Origin of the sequence: Pseudomonas sp. PICF6, assembly GCF_009831705.1 — a bacterium.
Classification (GTDB): Bacteria; Pseudomonadota; Gammaproteobacteria; order Pseudomonadales; family Pseudomonadaceae; genus Aquipseudomonas; species Aquipseudomonas rhizophila.
On the sequence record NZ_WUUD01000011.1, the window covers coordinates 168,810 to 194,998 of the forward strand.

The window sequence follows — 26,189 nt, forward strand, 5'->3', positions numbered from 1 at the left end:
CTCCACAGGTTGAAGTGCTGGAAAACCATGGCCAGGCGGGTGCGCAGGCGCTGCAGTTCCTTTTCGTCGGCCACGCGCATGCCGTGGCGGTCGTTGATCATGCGGATCGCCTGGCCGTCCAGGCTCATTGCGCCGTCGTTGGGTTGTTCCAGAAAGTTGATGCAGCGCAAAAAGGTACTTTTGCCCGAGCCGCTGGCGCCGATCAGGCTGATCACGTCGCCGGTCCTGGCCTTGAGCGAAACGCCTTTGAGCACCTGATGTTCGCCATAGCTCTTATGCAGGCCTTCGATGGTCAGTTTGTACATGGGGCATGCATCCTCAAGGCGAAAGTAGGTAGCCGCTGCGGTAGGCTTCGGCGCCGGCGACATGGGCGATCACCATGCCGGCAGTGGCCATGCGACGCAGCGAGCGGGCGTACAGCAGCCCGGCATTGCAGCAATGAACGGGGGTGACGGTGTCGTTGATGGGGTCGATGATTTGCGCCACCAGTTGCCCCGCCTCCAGGTACTCCCCGGGCACGGCGCTGTAGACCAGCAGGCCGCCGACCGGTGTCGCCACCGGCTCCACGCCGGCCAGCGGCGTAGCCGGGTAGGGCAGGTCGGGCAAGGGCATCGGTTCGCCGTCAATGGCACCGAAGCGGATCAGGTATTCGATCAGGGCCTGGCAGTCGAGACTCGCCAGGTCGTGGGTGACGTCGCCCTGGCCGCGCAGTTCGACGGTGACCGAAAAACTGCCCAGGGGAATCTCGAATTGTTCGCCGAAGCGCTCCTTGAGTTGCCACCAGAGCAGGGTGAAGCATTCATCGAACGACTGACCGCCCGAATCCGTTGCCAGCAGGCTCGCTTCGGCGCCGATGTAGCGGGCCAGCGGCTCGACCTGAGGCCAGGCTTCGGGGGTGGTGTAGAGATGAGCGACCGCTTCGAAATCACAATGCAGGTCCAGCACCATGTCGGCGTCGCAGGCCAGCCGTTGCAGAACCAGGCGCTGGGATTGCAATTGCGTGCTGGCGGTCTGGCGGGCGAGGGCGTCGCGCAGGTGTTCGCGGATCAGCATCAGGTTGTGCTGTGGATCATCCGTGAGCTGGCCTTCGATCTGGTTGCCGATCTCTTCGCTCAGGTCGACGAACCGGCGGTTGAAATTCTGCCCGCTCTCCATTTCGTAGCGGCCCAGCGGCACGTCCATCAGCACTTGTTCCAGGCCGATGGGGTTGGCCACGGGCACCAGCACGATTTCGTGCCGCAGGTGACCGGATGCCTCAAGCTCGGCCAGACGCTGCTTGAGGTGCCAGGCCACCAGCATGCCGGGCAACTCATCAGCGTGCAGGGACGACTGGATGTAGATTTTGCCGACGGCTTCTTCCGGGCCGAAGTGAAAGCTGTGGATCTTGCGTGCGGTCCCCGGCAGTGGGGCCAGCAGGTCATGAATCTGGTGGCGCATTTGCGTGTATGTCCTGGAACAGAAGCCCTAGTGAGTCGGCCCGAGAAAGGCCAGCCAGCGGCGTTCGGCGAGGCGGAAAAGGCCCACCAGTGCAAAGGTCACGGTCAGGTAGATCAACGCGGCGATACCGAACGACTGGAAGGTCAGGAAGGTGGCCGAGTTGGCGTCCCGGGCGACTTTGAGCACGTCTGGAACGGTAGCGGTGAACGCCACGGTCGTCGAGTGCAACATCAGGATGACTTCGTTGCTGTAGTACGGCAGCGAACGTCGCAACGCCGACGGCATGATCACGTACGCGTACAGCTTCCAGCCCGTCAAGCCATAAGCCTTGGCCGCTTCGACTTCGCCATGGTTCATGCTGCGAATCGCCCCGGCGAAGATTTCCGTGGTGTAGGCGCAGGTGTTCAGGGCGAAGGCCAGGATCGTGCAGTTCATCGCATCGCGAAAGAAGCTGTCGAGCAGGGGCTGGGCGCGCACGGCTTCGAGGCTGTAGATGCCGGTGTAGCAGATCAATAGCTGTATGTAGAGCGGCGTGCCGCGGAACAGGTACGTGTAGAACTGCACTGGCCAGCGTACGTAGACTTTGGGGGAGACCCGGGCGATGGACAGCGGGATCGAGATCACGAAGCCGATCAGCAGCGAGGCGCTGAGCAGCCACATCGTCATGGCCAGGCCAGTGATGTGATTGCCGTCGCTGTAGAGGAACGGTCGCCAGTATTCCTGAAGAAGTTCGATCATCGCACCGCCTCCCGTGCACCGGCGGCGTAACGGCGTTCAAGCCAGCGCAGCACGACATTGGACGCGCTGGTGATCAGCAGATAGATCAGCGCCGCGAGCACGAGGAAGTAAAACAGTTGGTAGGTGCTTTTGCCGGCATCCTGGGCTGCCTTGACCAAATCGGCCAGGCCGATGATCGACACCAGCGCGGTGGCCTTGAGCATCACCATCCAGTTATTGCCGATGCCCGGCAGGGCAAAGCGCATCATTTGCGGAAACACCACGAACCGGAAACGCTGGCCACGCTTGAGGCCATACGCCGTGGCGGCTTCGACCTGACCCCGGGGCACCGCGAGAATCGCCCCGCGAAAGGTCTCGGTGAAGTACGCGCCATAAATGAAGCCCAGGGTGATGACCCCGGCGCCGAATGGGTTGATCTCGATGTATTCCCATTCCATGAAGTCGGTAAAAGAGGTCAGCCAGGTTTGCAGGCTGTAGAAGATCAGCAGCATCAGCACCAGGTCCGGCACGCCGCGAATCAGCGTGGTGTAGAGCTGGGCCGGGATACGCAGCAGTTTGACGCTGGACAGCTTGGCGCTGGCCCCCAGCAGGCCGAGCAAAACGCTCAGTAACAAAGACAGGACCGCCAGCTTGATGGTCATCCAGGTGCCCTGCATCAGCAGCGGGCCGAAGCCCTGCAGGCTGAAGGCGCTGAGCCCCAGATTTTGTAGGAGTTGTTCGAACATGGAAGAGGCCTTTGGCAGAAAAAAAGCGCCCATCCGAGGCCGGATGGGCGCTGCGCATTATTTGCCGCTGTACAGATTCAGATCGCCAAAGTGTTTCTTCTGGATCTCGGCGTACTTGCCGTCTTCGTGTAACGCTTTGATACCTTTATCCAAAAGAGCCTTCAGCTCTTTGTTACCTTTCTTGATACCGATGGCGGTCTTGGAAGGCAGCAGTTCGCTGTCCACGGGTTTGCTGACTTCATAGTCACCACCTTTTGGCGATTTCAAGAAGCCCAGTTCGGCCTGCAGCATGTCCTGGATCGACGCATCGAGGCGGCCGGAGGTCAGGTCGGCATAAACCTGGTCCTGGTTCTGGTAGGCCTGGGTCTTGACCCCAGCCTTGTCCAGTACGGTTTTGGCATAGGTTTCCTGGATGGTGCCTTGCTCGTAACCGACGGTCTTGCCTTTGAGGGACGCGACATCTTCGCTCAGGCCGGAACCCTTCTTGAACACATACGAGGTCGGGCCGGAGAACAGCTCGTTGGAGAAGTCGATGACTTTTTCCCGGGCCGGGGTCACGGTCATGGACGAGATCACGCCGTCGAACTTATTGGCCTTCAGGCCAGGGATCATGCCGTCGAAATCGCTTTCGACCCAGCGGCACTTGACCTTCAATTCTTCGCAGATTGCATTGCCCAGGTCGATATCGAAACCTACCAGGCTACCGTCGGCGGCCTTGGATTCAAACGGGGCATAGGACGGGTCGACACCAAAACGCAGTTCCTTGTATTCCTTGGCCGTGGCGACGCCGGCGGCCATGCACAACGCCAGTGCAGAAAGGGTCAGCAGTGCTTTTTTCATTATTCAATCCCTAAAACCAATATGAGCGCTTGTGGCGCGTAAGTATTGTTACCGGTGAAGGCGAGAACGGTATGACGGCATAAAGGTAGCAATTTCCGAACCAGAGTGCCGAACAAGCGTTTTAAAAACTTTGGCGGCAGCCAGCGGGACGTGATGGTGCGCGGGGATGAGCAGGCATTAAAAGATGCACCAGGATGGCGCGGACGCTGCTGTTTTTTCACGCCTCGGTATCAGGTCTCAATACCGGACCGCTGTGCGAGGGGGTGTTGCTAAGCGCTCGGCCAAGGGATTGCCCGGTCATTTCGACATATCGGTAGGTGAACATCGACACCAGGACTACCGATCCCGTTACCAGCAAAGCGATGAGGTTGTTGAGCAGTACATTACCGAGGTCCAGGTAGCGAGTCCCGTCGATCACCGGTGCAATGTCAACGCCAACGATTTTCTTCGCCACCATGAATGCCGACACTACGCAAAACAGAACGGCCGCGTGGGTCAGGTAGATGGAATAAGACAACTTGCCGAGAAAACCGAAGCCACGGCCCGCCAACAGCCGCGACACGGCGCCACGATCAAAGGCGAATATCACAACGATGACAGCGAACAACGGACTGGCCCACAACTGCTTGCCTGCAAAATCGTTGATCACGAAAATCAGCGCCACTGTCACAGCCGCCACTTCAAGCGTGCTCAATAACCAGGTCTGGGCCCGGCTGGGCTGAGGGAGCCTCAGGTACACGGCGTAAGCCAGACAGCCAGTGAAAAAGTAAGCGAGGCCGCGCAGCGACTCGATGGTGAAGAAGGTATTACCGGCATACATCAGCGCCAAGGCCAGGAGCATCACCGTCGCCCATATCCATGTCCTGATGCCGAAAGCGATACACACGATCAGGGCGAAGATCATGTAGGTGTAATACTCGATACTGATGCTCCAGGACGGATAGTTGAATGACAGTGGGTTAGTCAAATGCGTCCAGGATTGCAACAGCAGTGCATTCGGCAGGATTTCAGAAGGGGCGAACTTTCCTGAGAATGGCGCATTGTTGAAGTCCATGCCTTTTTGCGCAGCCCAATATCGACCGCACTCTAACAGTATAAAGACGCCCAACATAAAGAGGTGCAAGGGAAGCAAGCGGAAGGTTCGTGAAATGAAGAACTTTCTAAAGTTAAATTTTACCGAGCTGCCATAGGCGTGCGTCAATACAAAGCCACTCAATACAAAAAAGAAAGATACAAATACTTCAGCGTGACGGAATAACAACCATTCGGTGAAACTACCGCTGACGCGCAAGTGATAGAGCATTACTGAAATGGCCATCAATCCCCTGAAACTGTCCAGTGAATGAAACCGCTGCTCTGCGCGCATGTCAGGCTCCCTTGCTTGTACGATTGGCACGTCTTGGGTTTCACTCCGGTCGCCACGTCATTGGGGCAGCACCCTGGGAGGGCGGCTGCCCACTCCCTGAATGAGGGTATCCCCGTCACTGTTGCATGAAGGGCCTGGCGCAGGATCTGGACGGTTTAAGACACTTAAATAAATAGTGGGCTCTGATGTCACGTTAGCATTGCTCTTTAAAAGAGCAAGTCGGTTTTTTATTGTCGTGATAGATACCCTGATGACGCAATTACGGCGTCAGAAAAACTGCTAGTGGGCGGGACATCAATAGTTTTTTTAGAAGCGCATAAAACGCCATCTGAATACATATCTTCAAATGCCGTTCATCGACGATTCACACTATTTTTCTCACGCCTGTTACACAGCGACTACTGTATAGAGCGATGATGGCAGAGCGCCAACGCGCCTCAGTTAGATGGTGAAAAGGACATTATGAAACGCATCGCCGTGATATTAACGCTGGCGTTCAGCAGCCTGGCCCAGGCCGCGCCAATGCGCTGGGGCGATGTGCGTGACGGCAGCCTCTATTTGCAGGCAGGGCGCGATGACACCTTGCGCGTCAGTTGGGTGCCGGCCTGGCAAACCGACGCTAATGAAGAACGCATCTACTTGCTCGACGGCCAGGGGCAACTGCGCGACGAGCGTTTTATTCCCGCCAGCGAAGGGAGCGGCAAACAAGACTGGGCATTGCCCGCCAGCGCCGCCAGTTACCGTGTCGAAGTCCCCGGCTATAGCTTCAGGCGCTATCGCTTCGAGCACGACGACAAGACCGTCGCCCTGTTCGCGCCGACGAAAGTGCACTTCAGCGTCGAGACCGCCGCCAACGTCGAGTTGTATTTCAAGGTCCGCGGTGGCGAGCAGGCGATCTTGGCAGGCAAGTATTTCGGCGGCGTCAGAGCTCTGAATGCCGAGCGCCTGGGCGATGGCAAAACAGTCGAACTGAGGCTCAAGCCCTACCAGGAGTACCCGAAGTTCGACCAGGTTGCCTTACCCGTCAGCGATAGGGATCAAGACTGGCGCCTGCGCCTGCAAGGTAGAGGCAAAGCGGCCTTCTGGCTGGACGGCACCGCCAACCTGTTCGCCCAGCGCCCGCAGCACCTGCAGCCGCTGCGGCAGGACAGCGGCCGCACCGAACTGGCCCTGCACCCCGACATGCTGGGCCCCACGCCGCGCCTGGGCTTGGCCTTGCCCTACCTGCTTCCACCGCCGGCAAGCTACAGCGCGCTCGACGCGCTCAAGCCCCGTGCGGGCAGCTTTTACAGCGCCGTCGACATCATGGCCGCTGACCCCCATTACGAAGATGCCTTCAGACGTTTTTATCTGGAACGCGGTGGCATCGATACGAACATCACCTTGCTGGCCGCCACTGGGCGTAAGGCCGACCTGAAGGCCAACAGCCAGAGCAACGCCGGCCTGAACGCCTGGCTGGCGGCCACCGTAGCCCTGGGTAGCGGCACGCACTACCTCTCGTTTGCCGACGAACCCAACTACAACTATCCCGACTATGCGACGTACAAGCACTTCTTCGACGCCATGTATCGTCAGGTGCTCGACTACCCGGGGGCGCGGGAGGCCGGTGTGCGCATCGCCATGCCCGCCAGCTCGCGTTTCGTCAACGGACCGTTTACGCGACGAGGCGCCCAGCACCGTGGCATCGACTGGGCTCGGCGGATGCTCGACGAATCGGCGGCACAGATCGATGCCTTGGCCTGGCACGAGTGGATGATTCGCGACCTGCTGGCCACACGGGTCTACCGCGACTCCGTGCGCCGGGCTGCCGAAGTCGTCGGCCTGCAAGCCAATGGCCGGCCACGCAAGGCGCTGTTGCTGGACCAGACCAATATCTCCAGTGGCTCAAGCGTGAGCCCCTACGAACAGGAGACGCACTTCGCATCGCTCTGGTGGGCCTCGGTTGCGATCAACTCAGCCCAGGATGGTTTGCTCGACGTGCTCAACTGGTTTCAGGCCGCTGACGATCCGCACCACCTCAAAGGCATGATCCGCCTGCCAGGACCCGATCGCTTCGAGCTCAAACCGGTAGGCTTGGCGCAGCAATTCATCCAGTCGCACTGGCTCGATCAGGTTCTGCGTATGGACAACAGCGCGTTCGAGGTCGATGCCCTGGCGATGGCCCGTGGCAACGAACGCAGCGTGCTGGGGGTGAACAAGGGCGACCGTCTGCAACGGGTCAGCCTGCAGGGCGCAGGCACTGCCTGCCCATCCCTCGCCCTTTTCGGTCCTGATAGCCGCCAGCGCGATGCCCCTGTCCAGTGCCGGGATGGACGCATACGTTTTGAAGTACCGGGTGAAAGTATTTTCGCCTTGATGTGGAGGGCGTCATGACACGGGCCGACGCTGGCCCTGTTCGGAGGAGAACGGTCAACCTTTCAACAGATCCTGAAGCGTCGCCAGCGTGTCAGCCTCCTCGACGCTTTTGTCCTGGCGCCAGCGCAGCATCCGCGGGAAGCGCACGGCGATCCCGCTCTTGTGGCGTTTGGACAAGGCTATACCTTCGAAGCCCAGCTCAAAAACCAGGGTCGGCGTGACGCTGCTCACCGGGCCGAACTTTTCCACGGTGGTCTTGCGCACGATGCTGTCGACCTGACGCATTTGTTCATCGGTCAGCCCCGAATACGCCTTGGCGAACGGCACCAGTGTGCGTTCGCGGCTGCCCGGCGGGTTGTCCCAGACGGCGAAGGTGTAGTCGCTGTACAAGCTGGCGCGGCGGCCATGCCCGCGTTGCGCATAGATCAGTACCGCGTCGACACTGAACGGGTCGATCTTCCACTTCCACCACACGCCCATGTCCTTGGTCCGGCCAACGCCGTACAGCGCGTCGCGGGCCTTGAGCATCATGCCTTCGACGCCGAGGCTGCGGGACGCTTCGCGCTGCCGGGCGAGGTCGAACCAATCCTTGCCGGTGATGATCGGGGAGGGCAGCAGCACCGCGCTGCGGCAGTGGGCAATCAGGGTCTGCAGTTGTTCGCGGCGCTCGGTCTGCACACGACTGCGCCAGTCCTCGCCTTGCCATTCCAGCAGGTCGTAGGCCATCACCACCACGGGGGCGTCTTCGAGGACTTTCTTGCCCAGGGTTTTGCGGCCGATGCGTTGTTGCAGCAGGGCAAAGGGCTGCACCCTCGGTTCCAGCGGCGTATCCGGATCGAAGGCATCCGCAGTGGATGGCGGCGCGGCTTTCCATACCACGATTTCGCCGTCGATCACCGTGCCGTCGGGCAACGCCTGCGCCAGGCTGTGCAATTCGGGAAAGCGCTCGGTGACCAACTCTTCGCCCCGGGACCAGACCCACAAATGGCCATCGCGCTTGACCACCTGGGCGCGGATTCCGTCCCACTTCCATTCCACCTGCCAGTCACTGGCCGGTCCCAGCGTCGTGTCGAATTGCTCCACCGCTTGCGATAACGCATGAGCCAGGAAGAACGGATAAGGCTGGCCGCCGCGCTGGGCGTGCTCATCAGCGGATTCGGCAGCGATGAGCTTGAGGTAGCCTGCAGCGGTCGGACGATGGGACAGGTCGGTATACCCCACCAGCCGCTGGGCGACCCGTTTGCTGTCCAGCCCGGCCATGGCCGCCAGCGCGCGCGTGACCAGCAACTTGGACACGCCCACGCGGAAACTGCCGGTGATGAGTTTGATGCACAGCATCAGGCTGGCTCGGTCGAGTTGCGCCCACAACGCCGGCAACCGCACCGCCAGCACCTCGGGCGATTCACCGCGCAGCGGCAGGAGTTTCTCTTCGATCCACAGCGCCAGGCCTTCGTCGGAACGTTGAGGTGATTCTGGCAGGACCAGTGAGATGGTTTCAGCCAGATCACCCACGGCTTGATAGCTTTCTTCGAACAGCCACAGCGACAACCCGGATATCTGCACCGCCAGTTCCCTCAAGGTCTTGACCGGTACCAGTTGTCGCGGGCGCCCTCCAGACAGGAAATACACGGCCCACGCTGCGTCCTGGGGCGGGGCCTTGGTGAAGTAATCCTGCATGGCGGCGAGCTTGGCATTGCTGGAGGTGGTGGCGTCCAGTTCGGCATACAACTGGGCGAAGGCTTTCATGACGCGTCCTCGTCGGTGGCGCTGCCTGAGTCTTCTTCATCGTCACCGTATTCGGTGCTGAAGCCTTGGGCATCCAGGCCTTGCTCGCACAAATGGCGCACCAGTACGCCCACTGAACCGTGGGTGACCATCACCCGCTCGGCGCCGGTCTGTTCGATTGCCCAGAGCAAGCCGGGCCAATCGGCGTGGTCGGACAGCACAAAGCCGCGATCCACGCCGCGTCGCCGACGGGTGCCCCGCAGGCGCATCCAGCCGCTGGCGAAGGCGTCGCTGTAGTCACCGAAACGGCGCATCCAGGTGCTCCCACCGGCAGAGGGGGGAGCGATGATCAGCGCCTGGTTCATGATTGGGTCGTTCTTTTTGATGTCGCCGGCATAGATCGTCGCTGGCAAACGGATCCCGGCCTCGCGGTAGACCCGGTTCAGGGGTTCTACCGCACCGTGGGCCAGGATCGGACCCAGGCTCGCGTCGATTCCGTGGAGGATCCGCTGGGCTTTGCCAAAGGAATAGCAGAACAGCACGCTGGCCCGGCCGACGGCAATGTTGCCGCGCCACCACTGATTGATTTCGTCGAAGACCTGCGCTTGAGGCTGCCAGCGATAGATCGGCAGGCCGAAGGTGGATTCGGTGATGAACGTATGACACTTCACCGGTTCGAACGGCGCGCAGGTGCCGTCGGGTTCGACCTTGTAGTCCCCGGACGCCACCCAGACCTCGCCTTTATATTCCAGGCGCACCTGGGCCGAACCCAGCACGTGGCCGGCAGGATGAAAACTCAAGCTCACGCCGTGGTGCAGCAACCGCTCGCCGTAGGCCAGGGTTTGCAGGTTGATGTCCTGGCCCAATCGCGAACGCAAAATGCCTTCGCCGGGGGCCGCTGCCAAGTAGTGTTGGTTGCCACCACGGGCGTGATCGCCGTGGGCGTGGGTGATGACCGAATGTTCCACCGGACGCCAGGGGTCGATGTAGAAATCTCCGGGCGGGCAGTACAGGCCTTCGGGGCGGGCAATGACAAGATCCATGCATTCACCGGGAAGATGGGCTTGTCTGGTAGAGGCGGGGGCGGGAGGAGAAGTTCTATCGGGTTTGGTGCGGCAGGATCAGGTGGCAGGGCGGACAAATGTGGCGAGGGGGTTTAGCCCAGCGGGGATAAATTCCCTCGCCACACCGGACAGCTTATTTACCGGGGACCAGGGTCAAGCGCGCCTTGCCGTACGCCCGCTCAAAGTTCTGCGGCTGCAATGGCAGATTCTGATAGTTCCCCTTGATCCACGGATCAATGCCATTGACGTAGTTCGGGCTGGCGGGGTTGCCAGACTGGCCGGTGCCGCCCTGGATCATCAACGGCTCGGGCTGGCCGAAGTCGACGATGAATCGCATGGCCGGTGCCTGGGTGGTGTTGAAATTCTCGCCCCAGGCGAATGCCGAGCTGTTGAGCGTGGAGGCATCGCCGCCGGCGGGCAGGGGGCCGCGCACAATTTGGCCGCTGCTGTTCTTCCATTCGTAGCGATGCAGCTTGCCCCACTGCCAAGCCTTGTGGTCACCGCCCAACTGGCTGTCGCCAGCAGTGATGGCCGCTGCCAGGCTGCGGGCCAGGATCACGGATTTGTCTTCCTTCTGCGGTGTGCGCACGTCGTCCCAGAACGGGCTGTCTTCGCGACCGAGCAAGTGATCGGCCTGGGCCGAGTAGGATAACTGACCGTTGGCGAGTAGCGCTTTCCACGCCGGGCTGCTGTCCGGGCCCAGTTCGTCGAGGAAGATCTGCTTCATGCTTTCCTGCAGAAACAGTTCATAAATCGCCGCGTCGGCGGAGCCTGGGCTGAGCCGGCCATCGAAAGCCATCAGCCGGGTATAGGCCTCGCGAGCCTTGGCCCGGTCCGCCACTGTTAGCGCATCGATCGCCTGCTTGAGCGGTTGGGCCATGCCCGGGGCTTCGAAGACTTTCTTGAGCTTGGCGGCAAAGGTCGTGGTCTGGTCATATTGCATGGCAGTCAGGCTGCGGCTGTCGTGCCTGCCGGCCCCGGCCAGCTCGGCTATACGCTCGCCGCGCTCCGGTGCGCCCCAGGAATTGGACAACTGCATGCCGTAGCCGTCGGGAATGACTCGCTGGTTGGCGGCGCCGAGCCAGCCCTGGGCCGGATCCTGATCGTAGGGGTGCAGCATCGGGTCGGCGTAGCCATCCCAATCGTAGCGACCTTCCCAACCGGGCGATGGCAACAGGCCTTCGCCTTCGCGGCGGTTCGGATAGCGCCCGGTAACTTGCCAACCAATGTGGCTGGCGTCGGCAAAGATCATGTTCACCGCGATGGCGCGGATTTCACGGCTGGCATCGGAAGCTTTCTCGACATTCTGCGCTCGGGACAAGTCGAAGAACGCGTCCAGGGTTTTGTCGTCGTTAAAGCTTGGCGTCTGCAAGGCCAGGCCAAGACCGTTGGCCATGGCCGAGCCCTGGACGCTGTTGAGCAGCGGGCCGTGGCGGGTTTCGTACACCGCTTCGCGAATCGGCCGCTGGCCTTTGATGAAGTAGGTTTCGTTGCGGACCATCACCGGCTGCCATTTGCCGTTGACCTCGTAGGACAGACCATTGCCCTGGCGTCGGATTTTTTCCAGGAACAGGTCCTGGTTGTCGCCCAACACGCTGCTCATGCTCCAGGCCACTTTGCCGTTGAACCCCGCCAGAATCATTGGGATGCCCGCCACGGAAACCCCGGCGGCCTGATACTTGGGCGCACGAATCTGCACGGGAACCCACAGTGACGGCACGCTCAATGGGCCATGGCTGTCGCTGGCCAGCAGACTCTTGCCGTTGCGGCTGCGCTGCGGGGCGATGGCCCAGTTGCTGGAGGAAGCAATATTCAGCAAATTCAGTTCGGACAACTGAGCGCTGGCCTTGCTGACTTCGTTGAGGCCCGGGACCTGACCGCTGAGCCGCAGGCCCTGGAGCTTATCGGCCTCGGCCATCGGCAGTTGTTCATCCGGGTACGAGGGGCTCAGCCAGGCCAGTTTGTCCTGGGTGACCGTCTGGGCCAGCACCAAGGCGGCGATTTCTTCCGGCAGGTTGGCCGATTGGCTGAAATTGAGCAGGCAAAACATCAGCGCCGAATCTTGCGGTTTCCAGTATTCGGGTTTGTAGCCGTTGGCGGCCAGGTCCGGCGGCAACTTGTCGCGATAGCGGAACAGGTACGCGTTGACGCCGCGGGCATAGACTTCGAAGAAGCGTTTGAGCCGCGGCGAGGAGGCTTTGTACAGCTCGTCGGCGCTTTTCTTCAGGTTGACCGCACGCATGTAGCGATCGACGTCCAGTCGTTCGGCGCCGGCCATTTCTGCCAGACGACCCTGAGCCAGCAGGCGCATGGTCACCATCTGGCTGATGCGGTCGCTGGCATGGACGTAGCCGAGGCTGAACAGGGCGTCATGGAAATTGTTGCTCTCGATCAGCGGCATACCCATGGCATTGCGTCGAACCGAAACGTTCTGTGCCAGCCCCTTGAGCGGTTGCACGCCGGACGTCGGAGGAACCGTGTCCTGGGCGTTCCAGGTCTGGCAACCGCTCAGACCGAGCACACTGGCCACTGCGGCGGCAACGCCGAGCCGGGGGAAGGAAAAAATAGAGGCTGGCGAGGCCATGGCAAAGCTCCTGCAGGAGGGGGGGCACCGATAAAGGCGCTACGTTAGTGAGCAGGAGGAGGGCGCGCAAGCGGGGGCAGGGGTTATTTGTTGATTTGGCGATGAAAGCCTGCTGTGAGGCTTACCCACAGCAGGGTTTTGGGTGTATCAGGAGGGCTCAGGGCTTGGGCGGGTTGACCTTGTCCACCAGGGCATAGGCCTTGGCAGTGGCCGGGCGCTCCTTGATGCGATTGAACCAGCGCTGCACGTTCGGGAAGTCTTCCAGCCGCTGGCTTTGCCATTGGTGTGAAACGGTCCAGGGATAAATCGCCATGTCGGCAATGCTGTACTCGTTGCCCGCCACGAATTCACGGTCCGCCAGGCGGCGATCCAGCACACCATACAGACGAGCGGTTTCGTCGACATAGCGTTTGATCGCGTAGGGGATTTTTTCCGGGGCGAACCGGCTGAAGTGATGATTCTGCCCCGCCATCGGCCCCAGGCCGCCCATCTGCCAGAACAGCCACTGCAACACTTCTTGCCGGCCGCGCAAATTCTCTGGAATGAACTGGCCGGTTTTTTCCGCCAGGTACAGCAGGATCGCGCCCGACTCGAACAGCGAAATCGGCTCGCCACCATCGGCGGGTTCGTGGTCGATGATCGCCGGAATGCGGTTGTTGGGAGCGATTTTCAGGAAGTCGGGCTTGAACTGCTCTGCCTGGCCGATGTTGATCGGGTGCACCTTGTAAGGCATGCCGGCTTCTTCAAGGAACAACGAGATTTTATGGCCGTTGGGCGTGGTCCAGTAATACAGGTCGATCATGGAGGGCTCCAGATAAGACAGCGTGATGGATGGACAACACATGACGGCGGGAGGTCGTCCTGATTGCCGAAAGGCTTGCCTGTAGGAAGAGGTGATGCTCAAGTGTGGAAAATTCAATGACCGAACACGAGAAAACCGGCATGGAGTTACAGAAAAACGCAGCGTTGATTCTTATCGATCAACAAAAAGGCATCCTTCACCCCAGGCTAGGCCCTCGCAACAACCCCGATGCGGAGCTGCGCATGCTCCAGTTGCTCGATTTCTGGCGACAATCGGCACGGCCGGTGATTCATGTCCACCACCTGTCCCGCTCGCCGGACTCAGTGTTCTGGCCCGGGCAATCGGGCGTGGAGGTTCAGGAGCGGTTCGAGCCGTTAGCCGGGGAAAGGCTGGTTCAAAAGCAGGTGCCGGATGCGTTCTGCGGCACGCGCCTGGAGACAGACTTGCGGGAAGCGGGGATTGAGCAATTGGTGATCGTGGGCGTGGCGACGAACAACTCGGTGGAGTCCACGGCGCGTACGGCCGGCAATCTGGGATTCGACACCTGGGTGGCCGAGGACGCGTGTTTTACCTTCGACAAGGCTGACTATTTCGGCCATGCCCGTTCGGCTGGCGAGGTGCATGCCATGTCGCTGGGCAACTTGCATGGCGAGTATGCGACGGTGGTCAGCGTGAAGCAGATTCTTGCGGCGGGTTGAAACCGAGTGTGTGGGGTTGCCCCAGCCGGTATGGATTAGCCTCAAACGCCCCATCGCGAGCAGGCTCGCTCCCACAGGGTTCAGTGGTGAATCCGGATTTTGTGATCGCCGCAGGCCCCTGTGGGAGCGAGCCTGCTCGCGAGGACGATTCAACAGGCGAAGATAATCTTCGCCCGGATCATCAAGCGCCGTGGCACTTCTTGAATTTCTTGCCATTGCCGCATGGGCAAGGGTCGTTGCGGCCGACATCCTTCAGGGTGTTGCGCACGGGTTCCTGGTGGGCGTGGCCACAGTTGGGGCCATGGACATGTCCGTGATCATGATCGTGGTGATGGTCATGATCGTGGTTGCAGTCAGGGCCATGGACGTGGGGTTGCTGGGTCATCGGGGTTACTCCGCAATAAAATCGGCGGCGATTATCACGCCATTGCGCCTCAGGTGCACGTAGTGGGCGATGAATAAACCGGTTTCCAGCTCACCTTCCAGGCGATAGGGGATCTGCTGGCGGGGTTTTTCGAGCATTTTCACCAGCTTGCGTACCTGCGGCCACAGGTTGGTGCGGATCGGAACCCTGAAGTAGCGGCTATGCCCGGGACGCACCGTGAACCAGTGCTCGTGCTCTCCTTCGGTCAGCAACAGGTCGCCCAGATGAATGCGGTAGGTTATGCCGCGCACGGTCAAATCACTGTCGTCGGGGTTGTCCACACGAAAGTGCAGCATGAACTTCTGCTCCACCAGCCGCGCCCGTACCACCTCGACCTTGGTCAGATGCACCTGCGGTTCAGGGGCCTCACCACCTCGCCAGGACGCACAACTGCCGAGCCCGATGAACAGCAGCAGGCAAGTGATGCGCAGCAGATGTGATGAAAGGGTCATGTCCGTGCCTCTGGTTTATCCCAGTCTAGCCTGCTGGCGAGCGCAGCAGTGTCGGACGATTCCGATATCAGCGATTAAAGTAGCCTGCGCAGCACTTCTTGAATTTGTGCCCACTGCCGCACGGGCAGGTGTCGTTGCGTCCGGTCTTGACTGGCACTGTCGGGTCGATGAAGTACCAGCGTGCGCCGTTCTGTACGAAGGATGACTGTTCGCGGTGGCTATGTTCCCCCTGGCCGTCGTGCCAGCGCGCGGTGAAGGTGACAAAGGCGTGTTCGGGTTGGCCACCGAATACTTCGCTGCTTTCCACCTCCAGTCCGAGCCATGTGCTTTTGGCGCTCCACTCGCTGATGGATTGGCGATCCAGGCCGTCCTGCTGGGCGGGCAAGGTCGTGGCTACCAGATAGTCCACCAATCCCAGCACGTAGGCACTATAACGCGAACGCATCAAGGCTTCGGCGCAGGGCGCCGGGTGACCATCGTGGTAATGGCCGCAGCAGGCGTCCAGTGGGTTGCCACTGCCGCACGGGCAAATGGTTGTGTGCATGCTTGTGTTCACGGCTACCACCAGTATTTTCCAAAGTTTTCCGGGTTGGCCCAAAAGCGTGAGTTGAGCCAGTCAGGGACTTGTTTGTATTCAAGCAGATCGTAGGTAAACAGGGTCAGCACCTGCTCCTCGCGCTGGAATCGCTCACTGGCCTGCAGGGCCAGGGAAAAGAAATCAGTTTCTTGCCAGCCGCAGGCATTGAGGTCCGCCAGCACGGCGATACGGCTGGCGTTGAGATTGCGGATGCCACCCAACAGGTTCAGACCGTCACGTTTGGGCAAATGCTCCAGGCAATCAAGCGCCAGGGCCAGGTCAAAACGTCGCGCCGCCACGTCCGCCGCAAGGGCGCCAGGGGCGGCGTGGACCACTTCAGTATCAGGATGCGCTTGCTGGAACGCCTCAAGGGCAGGGAAGCTGCTGGCCCCGATCAACAGCAGTTTTTTCGGGGCATAACGGTCCAGCACGGCAGCCAGGGCTTGCTGGGGCGTACGGGAAGAAATGGCAACGGTCATCGAAGTTCCTCTGTCAGAGCCGCCACGATAGCCTGCGCGGACCCCATGGCCTAGAGCGGTTTGTGCTTAAACGTATCGATCTACGGCAAATAGGGGGCAAAAACCGCGATAGCGTGATGCTGGCGCGGATGCGGAGTCGGGTCTTTACTCCCCTGAATCGGCGCAAAGCCGATCCCTCAAGGAGAAAACCCAATGAGCATAGTTCGCACAGCGTTACCCTTGGTTCTGCTGACCGGTGTGTTGACTGGTTGCGCAGGTTTGCAAAAAACCGATTGGCCGACCTGCGCGGCGGTTGGCGGTGTGACGGGCGCTGGATTGGGCGCCATCGAAAGCACCTCCTGGGCCGGCGGTGGTGCATTGTTTGTCGGCACCATGGCGGCGGCTTATTGCTGGGTGCATGGCGACGGCGATGAGGATGGCGATGGCGTGCCGGACAGTCGCGACAAATGCCCGGGCACGCCTAAGGGCGTGCAAGTCGATGCCGACGGCTGCCCGCCACCGGCACCGGCGCCGATGGTTGAAGAAGTCGTGGTGGTCCAGGAAGAAACCATTGTTATCCGAGACGTGCATTTCGAATTCGACAAGGCCACGCTGACGGCGGCAGACAAGGAGGTCCTGAGCACGATTGCAACCCGACTCAAACAGGAAACGTCCACCGCGCAACTGCGCGTCACCGGCCACACCGACAGCGTCGGCAGCGATGCCTATAACCAGCGCCTGTCTGAACAACGGGCCAACGCGGTGGTGCAATACCTGGTTGAGAGCGGCGTGCCCCGTTCCAGCTTCGTTTCGGTGGAGGGTGCCGGTGAGAGCCAGCCGGTGGCGGACAACAGCACCGCCGATGGTCGGGCCATGAACCGCCGCACGGAGATCAAGATAAATCGCTGAAGCCCCCGTCATCCGCGGCTTGTACAGTCGCGGATGCGGGTCTTTACTCCTGTGTGACCGGTATGGGCCGGTAACACAGGAGCATTCACCATGAAGGTTCTACTCAGGGCCGCCTTACCGGTACTGCTGGCGGGCAGTCTATTGTCAGGTTGTGCCACTCACAGCGATGGCGGCGCACCGCTTAATCAACGCACCTGGCCAGTCTGTAGCTTGATCGGCGGTCTGGTTGGCGGCGGCCTGGGGGCCCTCGAAAGCAGCGGTTGGGCGGCGGGCGGTGCTGCGCTGGGGCTGTTGACCGGCGGCCTGATCTGCTACGCCCAGGATGGCGACGAGGACGATGACGGCGTGTTCGACCGCCGTGACCGTTGTCCCGACACGCCGGCCAATACCCCGGTTGAACATCACGGTTGCCCGTTGCCGCAATACCCGGCCAGCGCTCCGCCGGTTGAACCTCAGGCACCGGCCACTGAAGTGATCACCCTCAACGATGCCGGCAAGGTGCTGTTCGACTTCGATAAATCCGATCTCACTCAAGACGCGCGAAGCCAACTCGATGGGCTGATGAGCAAATTGAGTCATGCCAATGTCGCCAGTATTCGCGTGGTGGGGCACACCGACAGCGTCGGCACTGATGCCTACAACCAGGGGCTGTCCGAGCGCCGGGCAAGCAGCGTGGTGGAATATCTGCTTACCCAGGGGCTTTCGCCGGACAAGCTCACCAGTGAAGGCAAGGGTGAAAGCGAGCCGGTGGCCGACAACGAGACCGATGAGGGGCGGGCGCAGAATCGTCGGGTTGAGTTGCATATCCAGCGCTGAGCCGCGTGCCAGAGCCGTCGGGTCGCCAGTGGGGCGACCCGACGAGTCGAGGTTTGCGTCAGATTAAATTTGCCCTGGCCTCTGGCTTATTCTGCGCGCAAGCCGTTACTGTGCGTGCAAAGAATAATACTTACCGGGGGGATGTATGAAGCTGTTATGGGCGCTGGGGCGCTTGTTGACCCTGCTGTTCTGGCTGGTGGTGCTGGTCAACCTGGTCATGCCGTTCGTTCATCCGCTGCATCTGCTGGTCAATTTTGGCGCAGCGATGTTGCTGGCGATCCATTTGCTGGAACTGGTGTTGTTTCGAGCCAGCTTGCGCGGCCGGCCAGCTTCAGGCCGTGATCGCCTGCGAGTGCTGCTGTTCGGCATCTTCCACCTGCAAACCCTCCCGATCGCCGCCGAGGCTTCCCATGCGTAAATTGTGTCTGCTTGTCGCACTCGTGTGCCCCTGGGCCAGTGCCCAAGTGATTCAGGTCGAAACCCATTCCTTGATGCGCCTGCCCAATACCACCAGCGCCCTGACACTGGAACGGCTGGAGGTGGCCGATTACGGCACGTTGCTGGTGCCTGCCAACGTCACTGAGTTGACCATTGGCCAACTGCACCTGGGGCGCGAAGCACGCATCGCCATCGTGCCTGGGCAACAGGCACTGCAGATAAAAGTTGCCGAGGGGGAGCTGGCCGACGGCAGTCAGATCACGGCTCGGGGCGCGCCCGGAACCTATACCAAAGCGGCACGACCGGGGCGTGATCTCAATCTGCGCTTCAATGCCTTGAATGCGCCATTGTTGTCGGTGGATGCCCGCGGTGGAACCGGTGCGCCAGGTTACGTGGGCCTCGACGGCGCCAACGGCCAGGCGCCGGGTTGTACGTGGGGGGCAGCCGGTCGCGGTGCCGACGGCAGCAATGGCAGCGATGGCCAGCCGGGTGCGGCGGGTGCGCAGGTGCGTCTCGAACTGCCCCGTGATTATCCCGATGAGCAGATCAAGGTTACGGTGGAGGGTGGCGCGGGCGGCGCCGCTGGAGCCGGAGGTAAACCCGGCGCTGGCGGCAAGGCCAAGGGGTGCTTCGTCTATACCGCCGACGGTGGCAAAAGCGGTCGCCCTGGTGCCGATGGCCAGCCAGGACCAGCCGGAGCAGCGGGGGCGGTGACGGTGCAGCGATTCTAAGAGGACTGGGCTCGAGACCTGTGGGAGCGAGCCTGCTCGCGTTGGCAGGGTATCAGTCAACCTTGATGTGACTGACCCACCGTTATCGCGAGCAGGCTCGCTCCCACCAGGGGATACGCTAAGTTCAGAACATCGGCCGCGCCGCGCCAATCGCCACCACCAGCAACCCGATCAACAGATTAATCCCCACCAACTGCCGGATTTTCCCCAGTACCGCCGCGCCCGTCGGCCAGTCCTGGGCTGCTACGGCCTTGCGCAGGGCCGGCAATTGCAATCCCTGGATGCGGATAAACAGCGCCGTCATCACCACATACAAGCCGATCATGATCTGCACATAACGTGGCGCGGTCTCGAAGCCGGCAAAGCGCATGTGGATCAGGCCCACGCCGCTGATCGGCAAAAGCACCACTGCGACCCAGACCCAAACGAAAAAACGCTGAAACACTTCTGTCCATAATTTGAGCCGGGCCGGCCCCTCAAGGGCCGCGATTGCGGCGGGGCGCAGGATCATCCAGGCGAAGAACATACCGCCGACCCAGACCAGGGCCGCCAGTAAATGCAGGGTGTAGACGAGGGCAAAGGGTGTCATTGAGTTACTCCGTTCTGCGCAGGATTGATTAGCGGGGTATGATAGCCGCCGATCCGAACCACTGAAAATTTATCCAGCGTTTTTAGCGCCCGACCATTCATGATCAGCACCGAACTCAAAACCACGATCCAGGGCGCCTATTCGCGTTTTCTCGAAGCCAAGAGCCTCAAGCCGCGATATGGCCAGCGCCTGATGATTGCCGAAGTGGCAAAAGTCCTGGGTGACATCGACACCGACGACGAAGGCCGGCGCAGTGGCGAGCCTGCCGTCGTGGCGGTGGAGGCCGGCACCGGCACCGGCAAGACCGTGGCCTACAGCCTGGCGGCAATCCCCACCGCCAAGGCCGCCGGCAAACGCCTGGTGATCGCCACGGCCACGATCGCCTTGCAGGAGCAGATCGTTTTCAAGGACCTGCCTGACCTGATGCGCAACAGCGGGCTGAATTTCAGCTTCGCCCTGGCCAAGGGCCGTGGGCGCTACATGTGCCTGTCCAAGCTCGACATGTTGCTCCAGGAAGGCCAGGCGCAGACCGCCACGGCCCAGTTGTTCGAGGAAGAAGGCTTCAAGATCGAAGTCGATGAGGCCAGTCAGAAGCTGTTTACCAGCATGATCGAAAAACTGGCCGGCAATAAATGGGACGGCGACCGCGACAGCTGGTCCACCGCCCTGGAAGACGCCGACTGGTCACGCCTGACTACCGATCACAGCCAGTGCACCAACCGTCATTGCCCGAACTTCGGCCAGTGCGCCTTTTACAAGGCCCGCGAAGGCATGGGCAAGGTCGACGTCATTGTCACCAACCACGACATGGTCCTGGCCGACCTGGCCCTGGGCGGTGGCGCGGTGCTGCCGGATCCGCGTGACACGATCTATGTGTTCGACGAAGGTCACCACCTGCCGGACAAGGCCATCGGCCATTTCGCCCATTACACCCGGCTGCGTTCCACCGCTGACTGGCTGGAAACCACCGCCAAGAACCTCACCAAGCTGTTGGCCCAACACCCGCTGCCGGGTGACCTGGGCAAGTTCATCGAGCAGGTGCCCGAGCTGGCCCGTGAAATCAAGACGAACCAGCAGTTCATGTTCAGTGCCTGCGAACAAGTGGCGGATTTCAAGCCCGGCGAAGACGTCGAGGGTCGTGATCGACCTCGCCATCGCTTTGTCGGCGGCGTCATACCCGAGCACATGCGCGAGATGGGCATCGAGCTCAAGAAAGGCTTTGCCCGCCTGACCGACCTGTTCACCCGTCTGACCGACCTGCTCAAGGAAGGCATGGATGGCGAGGTCAATATCGGTATCGCCAGCAACCAGGCCGAGGAGTGGTACCCGTTGTTCGGCAGTCTGCTGTCCCGCTCCCAGGGTAACTGGGAGTTGTGGACCGCGTTCACGACTGAAGACCCGGAAGACAACCCGCCGATGGCGCGTTGGTTGACCCTGGCCGAAAGCGGCTCGCTGTTCGACATCGAGGTCAATGCCAGCCCGATCCTGGCGGCGGAAATGCTGCGTCGCAACCTGTGGAATGTCGCCTACGGCGCGCTGGTGACTTCCGCCACGCTGACCGCCCTGGGCACGTTCGACCGTTTCCGCATGCGCGCCGGCCTGCCGAAAAAAGCCGTGACCGCCGTGGTTCCGAGCCCCTTCCATCATGCCGACGCCGGCGTGCTGCGGGTCCCGGACCTCAAGGCTGATCCGCGGGATGCCGCCGCCCACACCGCGGCGATTATTCGCGACCTGCCGGAACTGGTGGAAGGCTCGCGGGGCACCCTGGTGCTGTTTTCCTCGCGCAAACAGATGCAGGACGTGTTCGACGGCCTCGACCGCGACTGGCGCAAGCAAGTGTTCATCCAAGGCAACCTGTCCAAGCAGGAAACCCTGAACAAGCACAAAGCGCGGGTCGATGGCGGCGATTCCAGCGTGCTGTTCGGCCTGGCGAGTTTTGCCGAAGGCGTGGATTTGCCCGGTGCCTACTGTGAGCATGTGGTGATCGCCAAGATCCCGTTTTCGGTTCCGGACGACCCGGTGGAAGCCGCGTTGGCCGAATGGATCGAGGCCCGCGGTGGTAACCCGTTCATGGAAATCTCCGTGCCGGACGCCTCGCTGAAACTGGTCCAGGCCTGTGGTCGATTGCTGCGCACCGAAGAAGACCGCGGCACCATCACCTTGCTCGACCGCCGACTGGTGACCCAGCGCTACGGCAAGGCGATCCTCAACGCCCTGCCACCGTTTCGGCGGGAGATATCCTAGCCTCCCGGTGATTTTTGACTGAGGAGGTCTCTGTGGCGAGGGGATTTAGCGAAACGGGCAGTGTCAGTCCGGTCAGCCGTCTTGCGGCGGTTCCCAAAAACCTCAATGGCTGAAACAATGCAGGCCACTTCAAAAAAGTGTTTGTTTCAAGGGAGTTGCGGGTGCAGATTCAAGGCCATTATGAGCTTCAATTCGAGGCGGTGCGTGAAGCCTTCGCCGCGCTGTTCGACGATCCTCAGGAGCGCGGCGCGGCGTTGTGCATTCAGGTTGGTGGCCGCACGGTCATCGATCTGTGGGCCGGCACGGCCGACAAGGATGGCAGTGAGGCCTGGCACAGCGACACCATCGCCAATCTGTTTTCCTGCACCAAGACGTTCACCGCCGTCACCGCCCTGCAACTGGTGGCCGAAGGCAAGCTGCAACTGGACGCCCCTGTCGCCCGCTACTGGCCTGAGTTCGCGGCAGCCGGCAAGCAAGCCGTCACGCTCCGTCAGTTGCTTTGCCACCAGGCCGGGTTGCCGGCGTTACGTGAATTGCTGGCGCCCGAAGCACTTTATAACTGGCAGACCATGGTCGATGCTCTGGCCGCTGAAGCGCCCTGGTGGACGCCGGGTGACGGTCACGGCTACGCGGCGATCACTTATGGCTGGCTGGTCGGCGAACTGCTGCGCAGGGCTGACGGTCGTGGACCGGGGGCATCCATCGTGGCCCGTATTGCCAAGCCGTTGGGCCTGGATTTCCACGTCGGCCTGGCTGATGAAGAGTTTCATCGCGTGGCCCACATCGCTCGCGGCAAAGGCAATGTGGGGGATGCGGCGGCCCAGCGCCTTTTACAAGTGACGATGCGCGAACCCACGGCCATGACTACCCGGGCCTTTACTAACCCGCCCTCGATCATGACCAGCACCAATAAGCCAGAGTGGCGGCGTATGGAACAACCGGCGGCCAACGGCCATGGTAACGCCCGCAGCCTGGCCGGGTTTTATACCGGCCTGCTGGACGGCAGCCTGCTGGAGGGAGAAATGCTCGACGAACTGACTCGCCAGCACAGCTTCGGCGAGGACAAGACATTGTTGACCCAGACCCGTTTCGGCCTGGGTTGCATGCTCGATCAGCCGGATGTGCCGAACGCGACCTATGGCCTCGGCCCTCGGGCATTCGGTCATCCTGGGGCGGGGGGCTCCATCGGTTTTGCCGACCCGGAGCACGATGTGGCTTTTGGCTTTGTGACAAACACCCTCGGGCCATACGTTTTGATGGATCCGCGGGCGCAGAACCTTGCGCGGGTACTTGCCACTTGTCTATAAAACGTTAGCGAAGGCGGCGGGCACAGGAACCTCGTGTTCCTTTCAGTTTCCAACCGTCTGTTTATGCGGCCCGAACATGGCCTTTGTTTTTTCTTTACATCATTTTGTGGATATCCAATGTCATTGAATAAATCTTTCGCTCTGGCGCTGTGCTTCGCTATCACCGGTTGCGCACAAACCCCACAAAATGATGCCGAGGGCGGCAGTGGCTGGTGGCCGTTCGGCGCCTCCGACAAGGTCGCGGCCAAAGAACCGACGTCAGCGGCGCCGCTGAAACCGGCTGCCGTCGCGCCACAAGCCAAGGCCGAGGGTGCCACTCACTGGTGGTGGCCGTTTTCTTCCGATGACGCCACCGACGGCGTCGCCAAAAAAGTCGACGCCAAACCTGAAGTCAAGACGCCGGTTACCGTCGCCAAGGCTGAAGCTGAAAGCAACGGCAAGTGGTGGTGGCCATTCGGCGGTAAAGATCAGGAAACCGCCAAGACGGTGCCGATGCCGGATCCGAAAGTCACCCAGGCTTGGCTCGACGACTACGAGCCAAAATTGCGCACGGCCATCAAGGACAGCAAGCTCGAACTTGAACGCCGCGACGACGTGCTGGTGGTCACCGCACCGGTGGACGGCTCCTTCAACCCGGATCGTCCGGCCATGCTGCTGCCGGTGAGCCTCGGCCCGTTCACCCGCGTTGCGAAAATTCTGGAAGCTGATCCGAAAACAGCCGTGCTGATCCTCGGCCACGCCGACACGTCGGGCGCCGCGCCGGTCAACCTGAAGCTCAGCCAGGAACGCGCCCAATCCGTGGCGGCGATTTTCCGTCTCAGCGGCTTGCAGCGTGATCGCCTGATGCTGCGTGGCATGGGTTCGGTTGCGCCCCGTGCCGCCAATGACAGCGTTGAAGGTCGCGCTTTGAATCGTCGTGTCGAGCTGCTGGTCACGCCGCAAAACACCATGGTTGCGCTGCTGAGCAAGTACAACATGCCGGCCCCGGCACCAGTAAGGTTGGTGGCGGTCCAGGACGTGAAACCTGCGGCTTTGGCGCCAGCGCCCGCGCCGGCGGCTAAAAAATCCAAGGCTGTTGCCAGCAAAAAAACGCCGGCCAAGAAGGCTGTCGCCAAGGCTCCTGCGAAAAAAGCCCCGGCCAAGAAAGCGCCGGTGGCGAAGAAGCCGCAACCGACCAAAGCCGCTACCGATGCCAAGAAAGTCGCGGCTGCCGATGCATCCAAGCAGTGATGGGCTAACTACAAGGAACGCGCCATGACCCAGACGCTGGCTGATATGCGCCGCGACTACACCCGCGATGGCCTGACCGAGGCGCAGGCCCCGGCCGAGCCGTTCGCGCTGTTCCACCAGTGGTTCGCCGACGCGGTGAAAACCGAACAGGCGCCGGTGGAGGCCAACGCCATGACCTTGGCGACCGTGGATGCCGATGGGCGCCCGCACTGCCGGATCCTGCTGCTCAAGGGGCTCGATGCCCAAGGCTTCACGTTCTTCACCAACTACGAGAGCGCCAAGGGTCAGCAACTGGCCGCGAACCCGTTCGCGGCCATGACATTTTTCTGGCCGACGCTGGAGCGTCAGGTGCGTATCGAGGGCAAGGTGCAGAAGGTCACGGCGCAAGAGTCGGACGCCTATTATCAGGTACGGCCATTGGGCAGTCGCCTCGGGGCCTGGGCTTCACCTCAAAGCCGGGTGATTGCGGGTCGAGGTGAGCTGGAAGACTTGCTCAAGGCCACCGAACAACGCTTCAGTGACAGCCAGCCTCACTGCCCGGAGCATTGGGGGGGCTATCGTCTGCTGCCCGAGCGTATCGAATTCTGGCAGGGACGGGCCAGCCGTCTGCATGATCGCCTCAACTACCGCCTGCAAGAGGCGAGCTGGATCCGCGAGCGTCTGGCGCCTTAGCCCTGGATATACCCTGCCGCCGCGGCCTGAAGCCATTGCGGCAGGTCGCGCCGCTTGATCCCTTGCTTCTGGGCGTGGGCCAATTGTTGCAGCATGTAAGTTTTTTTCAGCTCATCCTGCCCCGCCAAAGACAGCGCCAGATCGCGGTCCATCCAGCGTTTGATCCGCACGTACAGCCACCAATGAAAGTACAAACCGGCGACGGTGGTAGCGGCTATGATGAAATAATCCATGAGAAATCCTCAGGCCAGTGACGCGGATAGCGGAAATTGGCGCTACTGTTTGGGTGAATTTTTCGGGCGAGTCTGTATCCCACCTGAATGAAAACAATTTTATCCCGGCGAGGCCGTGACAGGCGTCAAGCTGCGGAGTTTAATGAATACCTGTCTTTTGGAGTTTGATGCTATGCGTAAGTCTGTTTTGCTGGTTGCTTCCTTTTCCACGATGGCGATGTTGCTCACTGGCTGTCAGTCGAGCCTGACCGGTGACTCCTATTCCCGTGACGAAGCGCGTCGCGTGCAGACGATTCGCATGGGGACCATTGAAGCCTTGCGTCCGGTCAAGATCGAAGGCACCAAGACCCCGATCGGCGGCGCGGCGGGTGCGGTGGTAGGTGGTGTGGGTGGCAGCGCCATCGGCGGTGGCCGTGGCAGTATCGTTGCTGCCGTGATCGGCGCCGTGGCCGGCGGCCTGATCGGCTCCGCGACCGAAGAAGGCCTGACCCGTACCCAGGGTGTGGAAATCACCGTTCGCGAAGACGACGGCAGCATGCGCGCCTATGTGCAGCAGGTTCAGGAAAACGAAGTGTTCCGTGTGGGTGAGCGGGTTCGTATTGCCACTGTGGATGGTACGAGCCGCGTATCGCACTAAGCTGGAATCGCTAAGAGAAAATCGCGCTTTTTCCTGAACGGGGAGGCGCGATTTTTTTTATGGCTTCGTTTCGGTGGGGGGCGGGGTGTATATCCGTTTTTTCGGTGACGGCCACTGGCGGTTCCGCCCTTACGGCGG

At 61.0% G+C, this 26,189-nt stretch carries 27 protein-coding genes; 11 read left to right on the forward strand and 16 right to left on the reverse strand.

Annotated elements, in window-relative coordinates; all coding sequences use genetic code 11:
- The 6 genes from GSM73_RS26890 to GSM73_RS04580 all read right to left on the reverse strand — a co-directional run.
- Positions 1-305: ATP-binding cassette domain-containing protein (locus tag GSM73_RS26890; RefSeq protein ID WP_256676703.1), on the reverse strand; the 305-nt coding region annotated here is incomplete at its 3' end.
- 13 nt (positions 306-318) lie between these two features.
- On the reverse strand, positions 319-1,437 hold the full coding sequence (locus GSM73_RS04560) for a succinylglutamate desuccinylase/aspartoacylase family protein (RefSeq protein ID WP_047228423.1): 1,119 nt from the start codon (positions 1,435-1,437) through the stop codon (positions 319-321).
- A 27-nt stretch (positions 1,438-1,464) separates the two neighbouring features.
- Complete coding sequence (locus GSM73_RS04565) at positions 1,465-2,175, reverse strand: ABC transporter permease (protein WP_047228422.1); 711 nt, start codon at positions 2,173-2,175, stop codon at positions 1,465-1,467.
- On the reverse strand, positions 2,172-2,900 hold the full coding sequence (locus GSM73_RS04570; RefSeq protein WP_047228421.1) for an ABC transporter permease: 729 nt from the start codon (positions 2,898-2,900) through the stop codon (positions 2,172-2,174). The genes GSM73_RS04565 and GSM73_RS04570 overlap by 4 nt, the downstream gene beginning before the upstream one ends.
- Before the next feature lie 57 nt (positions 2,901-2,957).
- Positions 2,958-3,740 carry a transporter substrate-binding domain-containing protein gene (locus GSM73_RS04575; RefSeq protein WP_047228420.1) on the reverse strand — a complete coding sequence of 261 codons (783 nt, stop codon included), beginning with the start codon at positions 3,738-3,740 and terminating at the stop codon, positions 2,958-2,960.
- A gap of 217 nt (positions 3,741-3,957) precedes the next feature.
- On the reverse strand, positions 3,958-5,106 hold the full coding sequence (locus tag GSM73_RS04580) for an acyltransferase (protein ID WP_107321602.1): 1,149 nt from the start codon (positions 5,104-5,106) through the stop codon (positions 3,958-3,960).
- Positions 5,107-5,568: 462 nt separating this feature from the next.
- On the opposite strand from GSM73_RS04580, the gene GSM73_RS04585 reads away from it, so the two are divergent.
- Positions 5,569-7,479, forward strand: a complete 1,911-nt coding sequence (locus GSM73_RS04585) for a hypothetical protein (protein ID WP_160891697.1) — start codon at positions 5,569-5,571, stop codon at positions 7,477-7,479.
- A gap of 36 nt (positions 7,480-7,515) precedes the next feature.
- Here the strand turns inward: GSM73_RS04585 and GSM73_RS04590 are convergent, their stop codons facing one another.
- The 4 genes from GSM73_RS04590 to GSM73_RS04605 all read right to left on the reverse strand — a co-directional run bounded on the left by GSM73_RS04590 (position 7,516) and on the right by GSM73_RS04605 (position 13,636).
- On the reverse strand, positions 7,516-9,207 hold the full coding sequence (locus GSM73_RS04590) for an ATP-dependent DNA ligase (protein ID WP_160891699.1): 1,692 nt from the start codon (positions 9,205-9,207) through the stop codon (positions 7,516-7,518).
- Positions 9,204-10,229, reverse strand: a complete 1,026-nt coding sequence (locus GSM73_RS04595; RefSeq protein WP_139051007.1) for a ligase-associated DNA damage response exonuclease — start codon at positions 10,227-10,229, stop codon at positions 9,204-9,206. Before GSM73_RS04595 ends, GSM73_RS04590 begins: the two co-directional genes overlap by 4 nt.
- Positions 10,230-10,383: 154 nt before the next feature.
- On the reverse strand, positions 10,384-12,834 hold the full coding sequence (locus GSM73_RS04600; protein WP_160891701.1) for a penicillin acylase family protein: 2,451 nt from the start codon (positions 12,832-12,834) through the stop codon (positions 10,384-10,386).
- A gap of 157 nt (positions 12,835-12,991) precedes the next feature.
- On the reverse strand, positions 12,992-13,636 hold the full coding sequence (locus GSM73_RS04605) for a glutathione binding-like protein (protein ID WP_160891703.1): 645 nt from the start codon (positions 13,634-13,636) through the stop codon (positions 12,992-12,994).
- 140 nt (positions 13,637-13,776) lie between these two features.
- On the opposite strand from GSM73_RS04605, the gene GSM73_RS04610 reads away from it, so the two are divergent.
- A complete protein-coding gene (locus GSM73_RS04610; RefSeq protein ID WP_076386731.1) occupies positions 13,777-14,334 on the forward strand; it encodes a cysteine hydrolase family protein in 558 nt (185 codons plus the stop codon).
- A gap of 181 nt (positions 14,335-14,515) precedes the next feature.
- Here GSM73_RS04610 and GSM73_RS04615 read toward each other — a convergent pair whose 3' ends face one another.
- The 4 genes from GSM73_RS04615 to GSM73_RS04630 form a co-directional block, all read right to left on the reverse strand.
- Positions 14,516-14,719, reverse strand: a complete 204-nt coding sequence (locus GSM73_RS04615) for an SEC-C metal-binding domain-containing protein (RefSeq protein WP_047228413.1) — start codon at positions 14,717-14,719, stop codon at positions 14,516-14,518.
- Between the two features lie 5 nt (positions 14,720-14,724).
- Entirely contained in the window at positions 14,725-15,210 is a 486-nt protein-coding gene (locus tag GSM73_RS04620; protein WP_160891705.1) for an LEA type 2 family protein, read from the reverse strand.
- A 67-nt stretch (positions 15,211-15,277) separates the two neighbouring features.
- A complete protein-coding gene (locus GSM73_RS04625; protein ID WP_047228411.1) occupies positions 15,278-15,754 on the reverse strand; it encodes a YchJ family protein in 477 nt (158 codons plus the stop codon).
- A 14-nt stretch (positions 15,755-15,768) separates the two neighbouring features.
- Positions 15,769-16,266, reverse strand: coding sequence for a DUF6231 family protein (locus tag GSM73_RS04630; RefSeq protein WP_047228410.1), 498 nt, complete (start codon positions 16,264-16,266; stop codon positions 15,769-15,771).
- A gap of 192 nt (positions 16,267-16,458) precedes the next feature.
- On the opposite strand from GSM73_RS04630, the gene GSM73_RS04635 reads away from it, so the two are divergent.
- From GSM73_RS04635 to GSM73_RS04650, 4 genes are all read left to right on the forward strand, one after another.
- Positions 16,459-17,154, forward strand: coding sequence for an OmpA family protein (locus GSM73_RS04635; protein ID WP_047228409.1), 696 nt, complete (start codon positions 16,459-16,461; stop codon positions 17,152-17,154).
- Between the two features lie 90 nt (positions 17,155-17,244).
- On the forward strand, positions 17,245-17,970 hold the full coding sequence (locus GSM73_RS04640) for an OmpA family protein (RefSeq protein ID WP_107321605.1): 726 nt from the start codon (positions 17,245-17,247) through the stop codon (positions 17,968-17,970).
- Positions 17,971-18,115: 145 nt separating this feature from the next.
- Positions 18,116-18,388: a DUF1145 domain-containing protein gene (locus GSM73_RS04645; RefSeq protein WP_047228407.1), complete on the forward strand. Its 273-nt coding sequence runs from the start codon at positions 18,116-18,118 to the stop codon at positions 18,386-18,388.
- Positions 18,381-19,139, forward strand: coding sequence for a hypothetical protein (locus GSM73_RS04650; RefSeq protein ID WP_107321607.1), 759 nt, complete (start codon positions 18,381-18,383; stop codon positions 19,137-19,139). Before GSM73_RS04645 ends, GSM73_RS04650 begins: the two co-directional genes overlap by 8 nt.
- 124 nt (positions 19,140-19,263) lie before the next feature.
- Here GSM73_RS04650 and GSM73_RS04655 read toward each other — a convergent pair whose 3' ends face one another.
- Positions 19,264-19,728 carry a CopD family protein gene (locus GSM73_RS04655; protein ID WP_047228405.1) on the reverse strand — a complete coding sequence of 155 codons (465 nt, stop codon included), beginning with the start codon at positions 19,726-19,728 and terminating at the stop codon, positions 19,264-19,266.
- Between the two features lie 99 nt (positions 19,729-19,827).
- Here GSM73_RS04655 and dinG point away from each other — a divergent pair, with 99 nt between their 5' ends.
- From dinG to pdxH, 4 genes are all read left to right on the forward strand, one after another.
- Positions 19,828-21,972: an ATP-dependent DNA helicase DinG gene (gene dinG, locus GSM73_RS04660; protein ID WP_047228404.1), complete on the forward strand. Its 2,145-nt coding sequence runs from the start codon at positions 19,828-19,830 to the stop codon at positions 21,970-21,972.
- Between the two features lie 161 nt (positions 21,973-22,133).
- Complete coding sequence (locus GSM73_RS04665) at positions 22,134-23,279, forward strand: serine hydrolase domain-containing protein (protein ID WP_160891707.1); 1,146 nt, start codon at positions 22,134-22,136, stop codon at positions 23,277-23,279.
- A gap of 117 nt (positions 23,280-23,396) precedes the next feature.
- Entirely contained in the window at positions 23,397-24,509 is a 1,113-nt protein-coding gene (locus tag GSM73_RS04670; RefSeq protein ID WP_160891709.1) for an OmpA family protein, read from the forward strand.
- 24 nt (positions 24,510-24,533) lie between these two features.
- Complete coding sequence (gene pdxH / locus GSM73_RS04675; RefSeq protein WP_047228401.1) at positions 24,534-25,181, forward strand: pyridoxamine 5'-phosphate oxidase; 648 nt, start codon at positions 24,534-24,536, stop codon at positions 25,179-25,181.
- Here pdxH and GSM73_RS04680 read toward each other — a convergent pair.
- Entirely contained in the window at positions 25,178-25,414 is a 237-nt protein-coding gene (locus GSM73_RS04680) for a hypothetical protein (RefSeq protein ID WP_047228400.1), read from the reverse strand. The genes pdxH and GSM73_RS04680 overlap by 4 nt on opposite strands.
- Positions 25,415-25,586: 172 nt before the next feature.
- Here GSM73_RS04680 and GSM73_RS04685 point away from each other — a divergent pair, with 172 nt between their 5' ends.
- The gene (locus GSM73_RS04685) at positions 25,587-26,051 is read left to right on the forward strand and encodes a glycine zipper 2TM domain-containing protein (RefSeq protein ID WP_160891711.1); all 465 of its coding nucleotides are present in this window, start codon (positions 25,587-25,589) and stop codon (positions 26,049-26,051) included.
- The last annotated feature ends 138 nt before the right edge of the window (positions 26,052-26,189 follow it).

Coding starts and splice junctions, on each gene's coding strand:
- GSM73_RS04560 (WP_047228423.1), bottom strand. CDS start 1,437: ATGCGCCACCAGATTCATGACCTGCTGGCCCCACTGCCGGGGACCGCA.
- GSM73_RS04565 (WP_047228422.1), bottom strand. CDS start 2,175: ATGATCGAACTTCTTCAGGAATACTGGCGACCGTTCCTCTACAGCGAC.
- GSM73_RS04570 (WP_047228421.1), bottom strand. CDS start 2,900: ATGTTCGAACAACTCCTACAAAATCTGGGGCTCAGCGCCTTCAGCCTG.
- GSM73_RS04575 (WP_047228420.1), bottom strand. CDS start 3,740: ATGAAAAAAGCACTGCTGACCCTTTCTGCACTGGCGTTGTGCATGGCC.
- GSM73_RS04580 (WP_107321602.1), bottom strand. CDS start 5,106: ATGCGCGCAGAGCAGCGGTTTCATTCACTGGACAGTTTCAGGGGATTG.
- GSM73_RS04585 (WP_160891697.1), top strand. CDS start 5,569: ATGAAACGCATCGCCGTGATATTAACGCTGGCGTTCAGCAGCCTGGCC.
- GSM73_RS04590 (WP_160891699.1), bottom strand. CDS start 9,207: ATGAAAGCCTTCGCCCAGTTGTATGCCGAACTGGACGCCACCACCTCC.
- GSM73_RS04595 (WP_139051007.1), bottom strand. CDS start 10,229: ATGGATCTTGTCATTGCCCGCCCCGAAGGCCTGTACTGCCCGCCCGGA.
- GSM73_RS04600 (WP_160891701.1), bottom strand. CDS start 12,834: ATGGCCTCGCCAGCCTCTATTTTTTCCTTCCCCCGGCTCGGCGTTGCC.
- GSM73_RS04605 (WP_160891703.1), bottom strand. CDS start 13,636: ATGATCGACCTGTATTACTGGACCACGCCCAACGGCCATAAAATCTCG.
- GSM73_RS04610 (WP_076386731.1), top strand. CDS start 13,777: ATGGAGTTACAGAAAAACGCAGCGTTGATTCTTATCGATCAACAAAAA.
- GSM73_RS04615 (WP_047228413.1), bottom strand. CDS start 14,719: ATGACCCAGCAACCCCACGTCCATGGCCCTGACTGCAACCACGATCAT.
- GSM73_RS04620 (WP_160891705.1), bottom strand. CDS start 15,210: ATGACCCTTTCATCACATCTGCTGCGCATCACTTGCCTGCTGCTGTTC.
- GSM73_RS04625 (WP_047228411.1), bottom strand. CDS start 15,754: ATGCACACAACCATTTGCCCGTGCGGCAGTGGCAACCCACTGGACGCC.
- GSM73_RS04630 (WP_047228410.1), bottom strand. CDS start 16,266: ATGACCGTTGCCATTTCTTCCCGTACGCCCCAGCAAGCCCTGGCTGCC.
- GSM73_RS04635 (WP_047228409.1), top strand. CDS start 16,459: ATGAGCATAGTTCGCACAGCGTTACCCTTGGTTCTGCTGACCGGTGTG.
- GSM73_RS04640 (WP_107321605.1), top strand. CDS start 17,245: ATGAAGGTTCTACTCAGGGCCGCCTTACCGGTACTGCTGGCGGGCAGT.
- GSM73_RS04645 (WP_047228407.1), top strand. CDS start 18,116: ATGAAGCTGTTATGGGCGCTGGGGCGCTTGTTGACCCTGCTGTTCTGG.
- GSM73_RS04650 (WP_107321607.1), top strand. CDS start 18,381: ATGCGTAAATTGTGTCTGCTTGTCGCACTCGTGTGCCCCTGGGCCAGT.
- GSM73_RS04655 (WP_047228405.1), bottom strand. CDS start 19,728: ATGACACCCTTTGCCCTCGTCTACACCCTGCATTTACTGGCGGCCCTG.
- dinG (WP_047228404.1), top strand. CDS start 19,828: ATGATCAGCACCGAACTCAAAACCACGATCCAGGGCGCCTATTCGCGT.
- GSM73_RS04670 (WP_160891709.1), top strand. CDS start 23,397: ATGTCATTGAATAAATCTTTCGCTCTGGCGCTGTGCTTCGCTATCACC.
- pdxH (WP_047228401.1), top strand. CDS start 24,534: ATGACCCAGACGCTGGCTGATATGCGCCGCGACTACACCCGCGATGGC.
- GSM73_RS04680 (WP_047228400.1), bottom strand. CDS start 25,414: ATGGATTATTTCATCATAGCCGCTACCACCGTCGCCGGTTTGTACTTT.
- GSM73_RS04685 (WP_160891711.1), top strand. CDS start 25,587: ATGCGTAAGTCTGTTTTGCTGGTTGCTTCCTTTTCCACGATGGCGATG.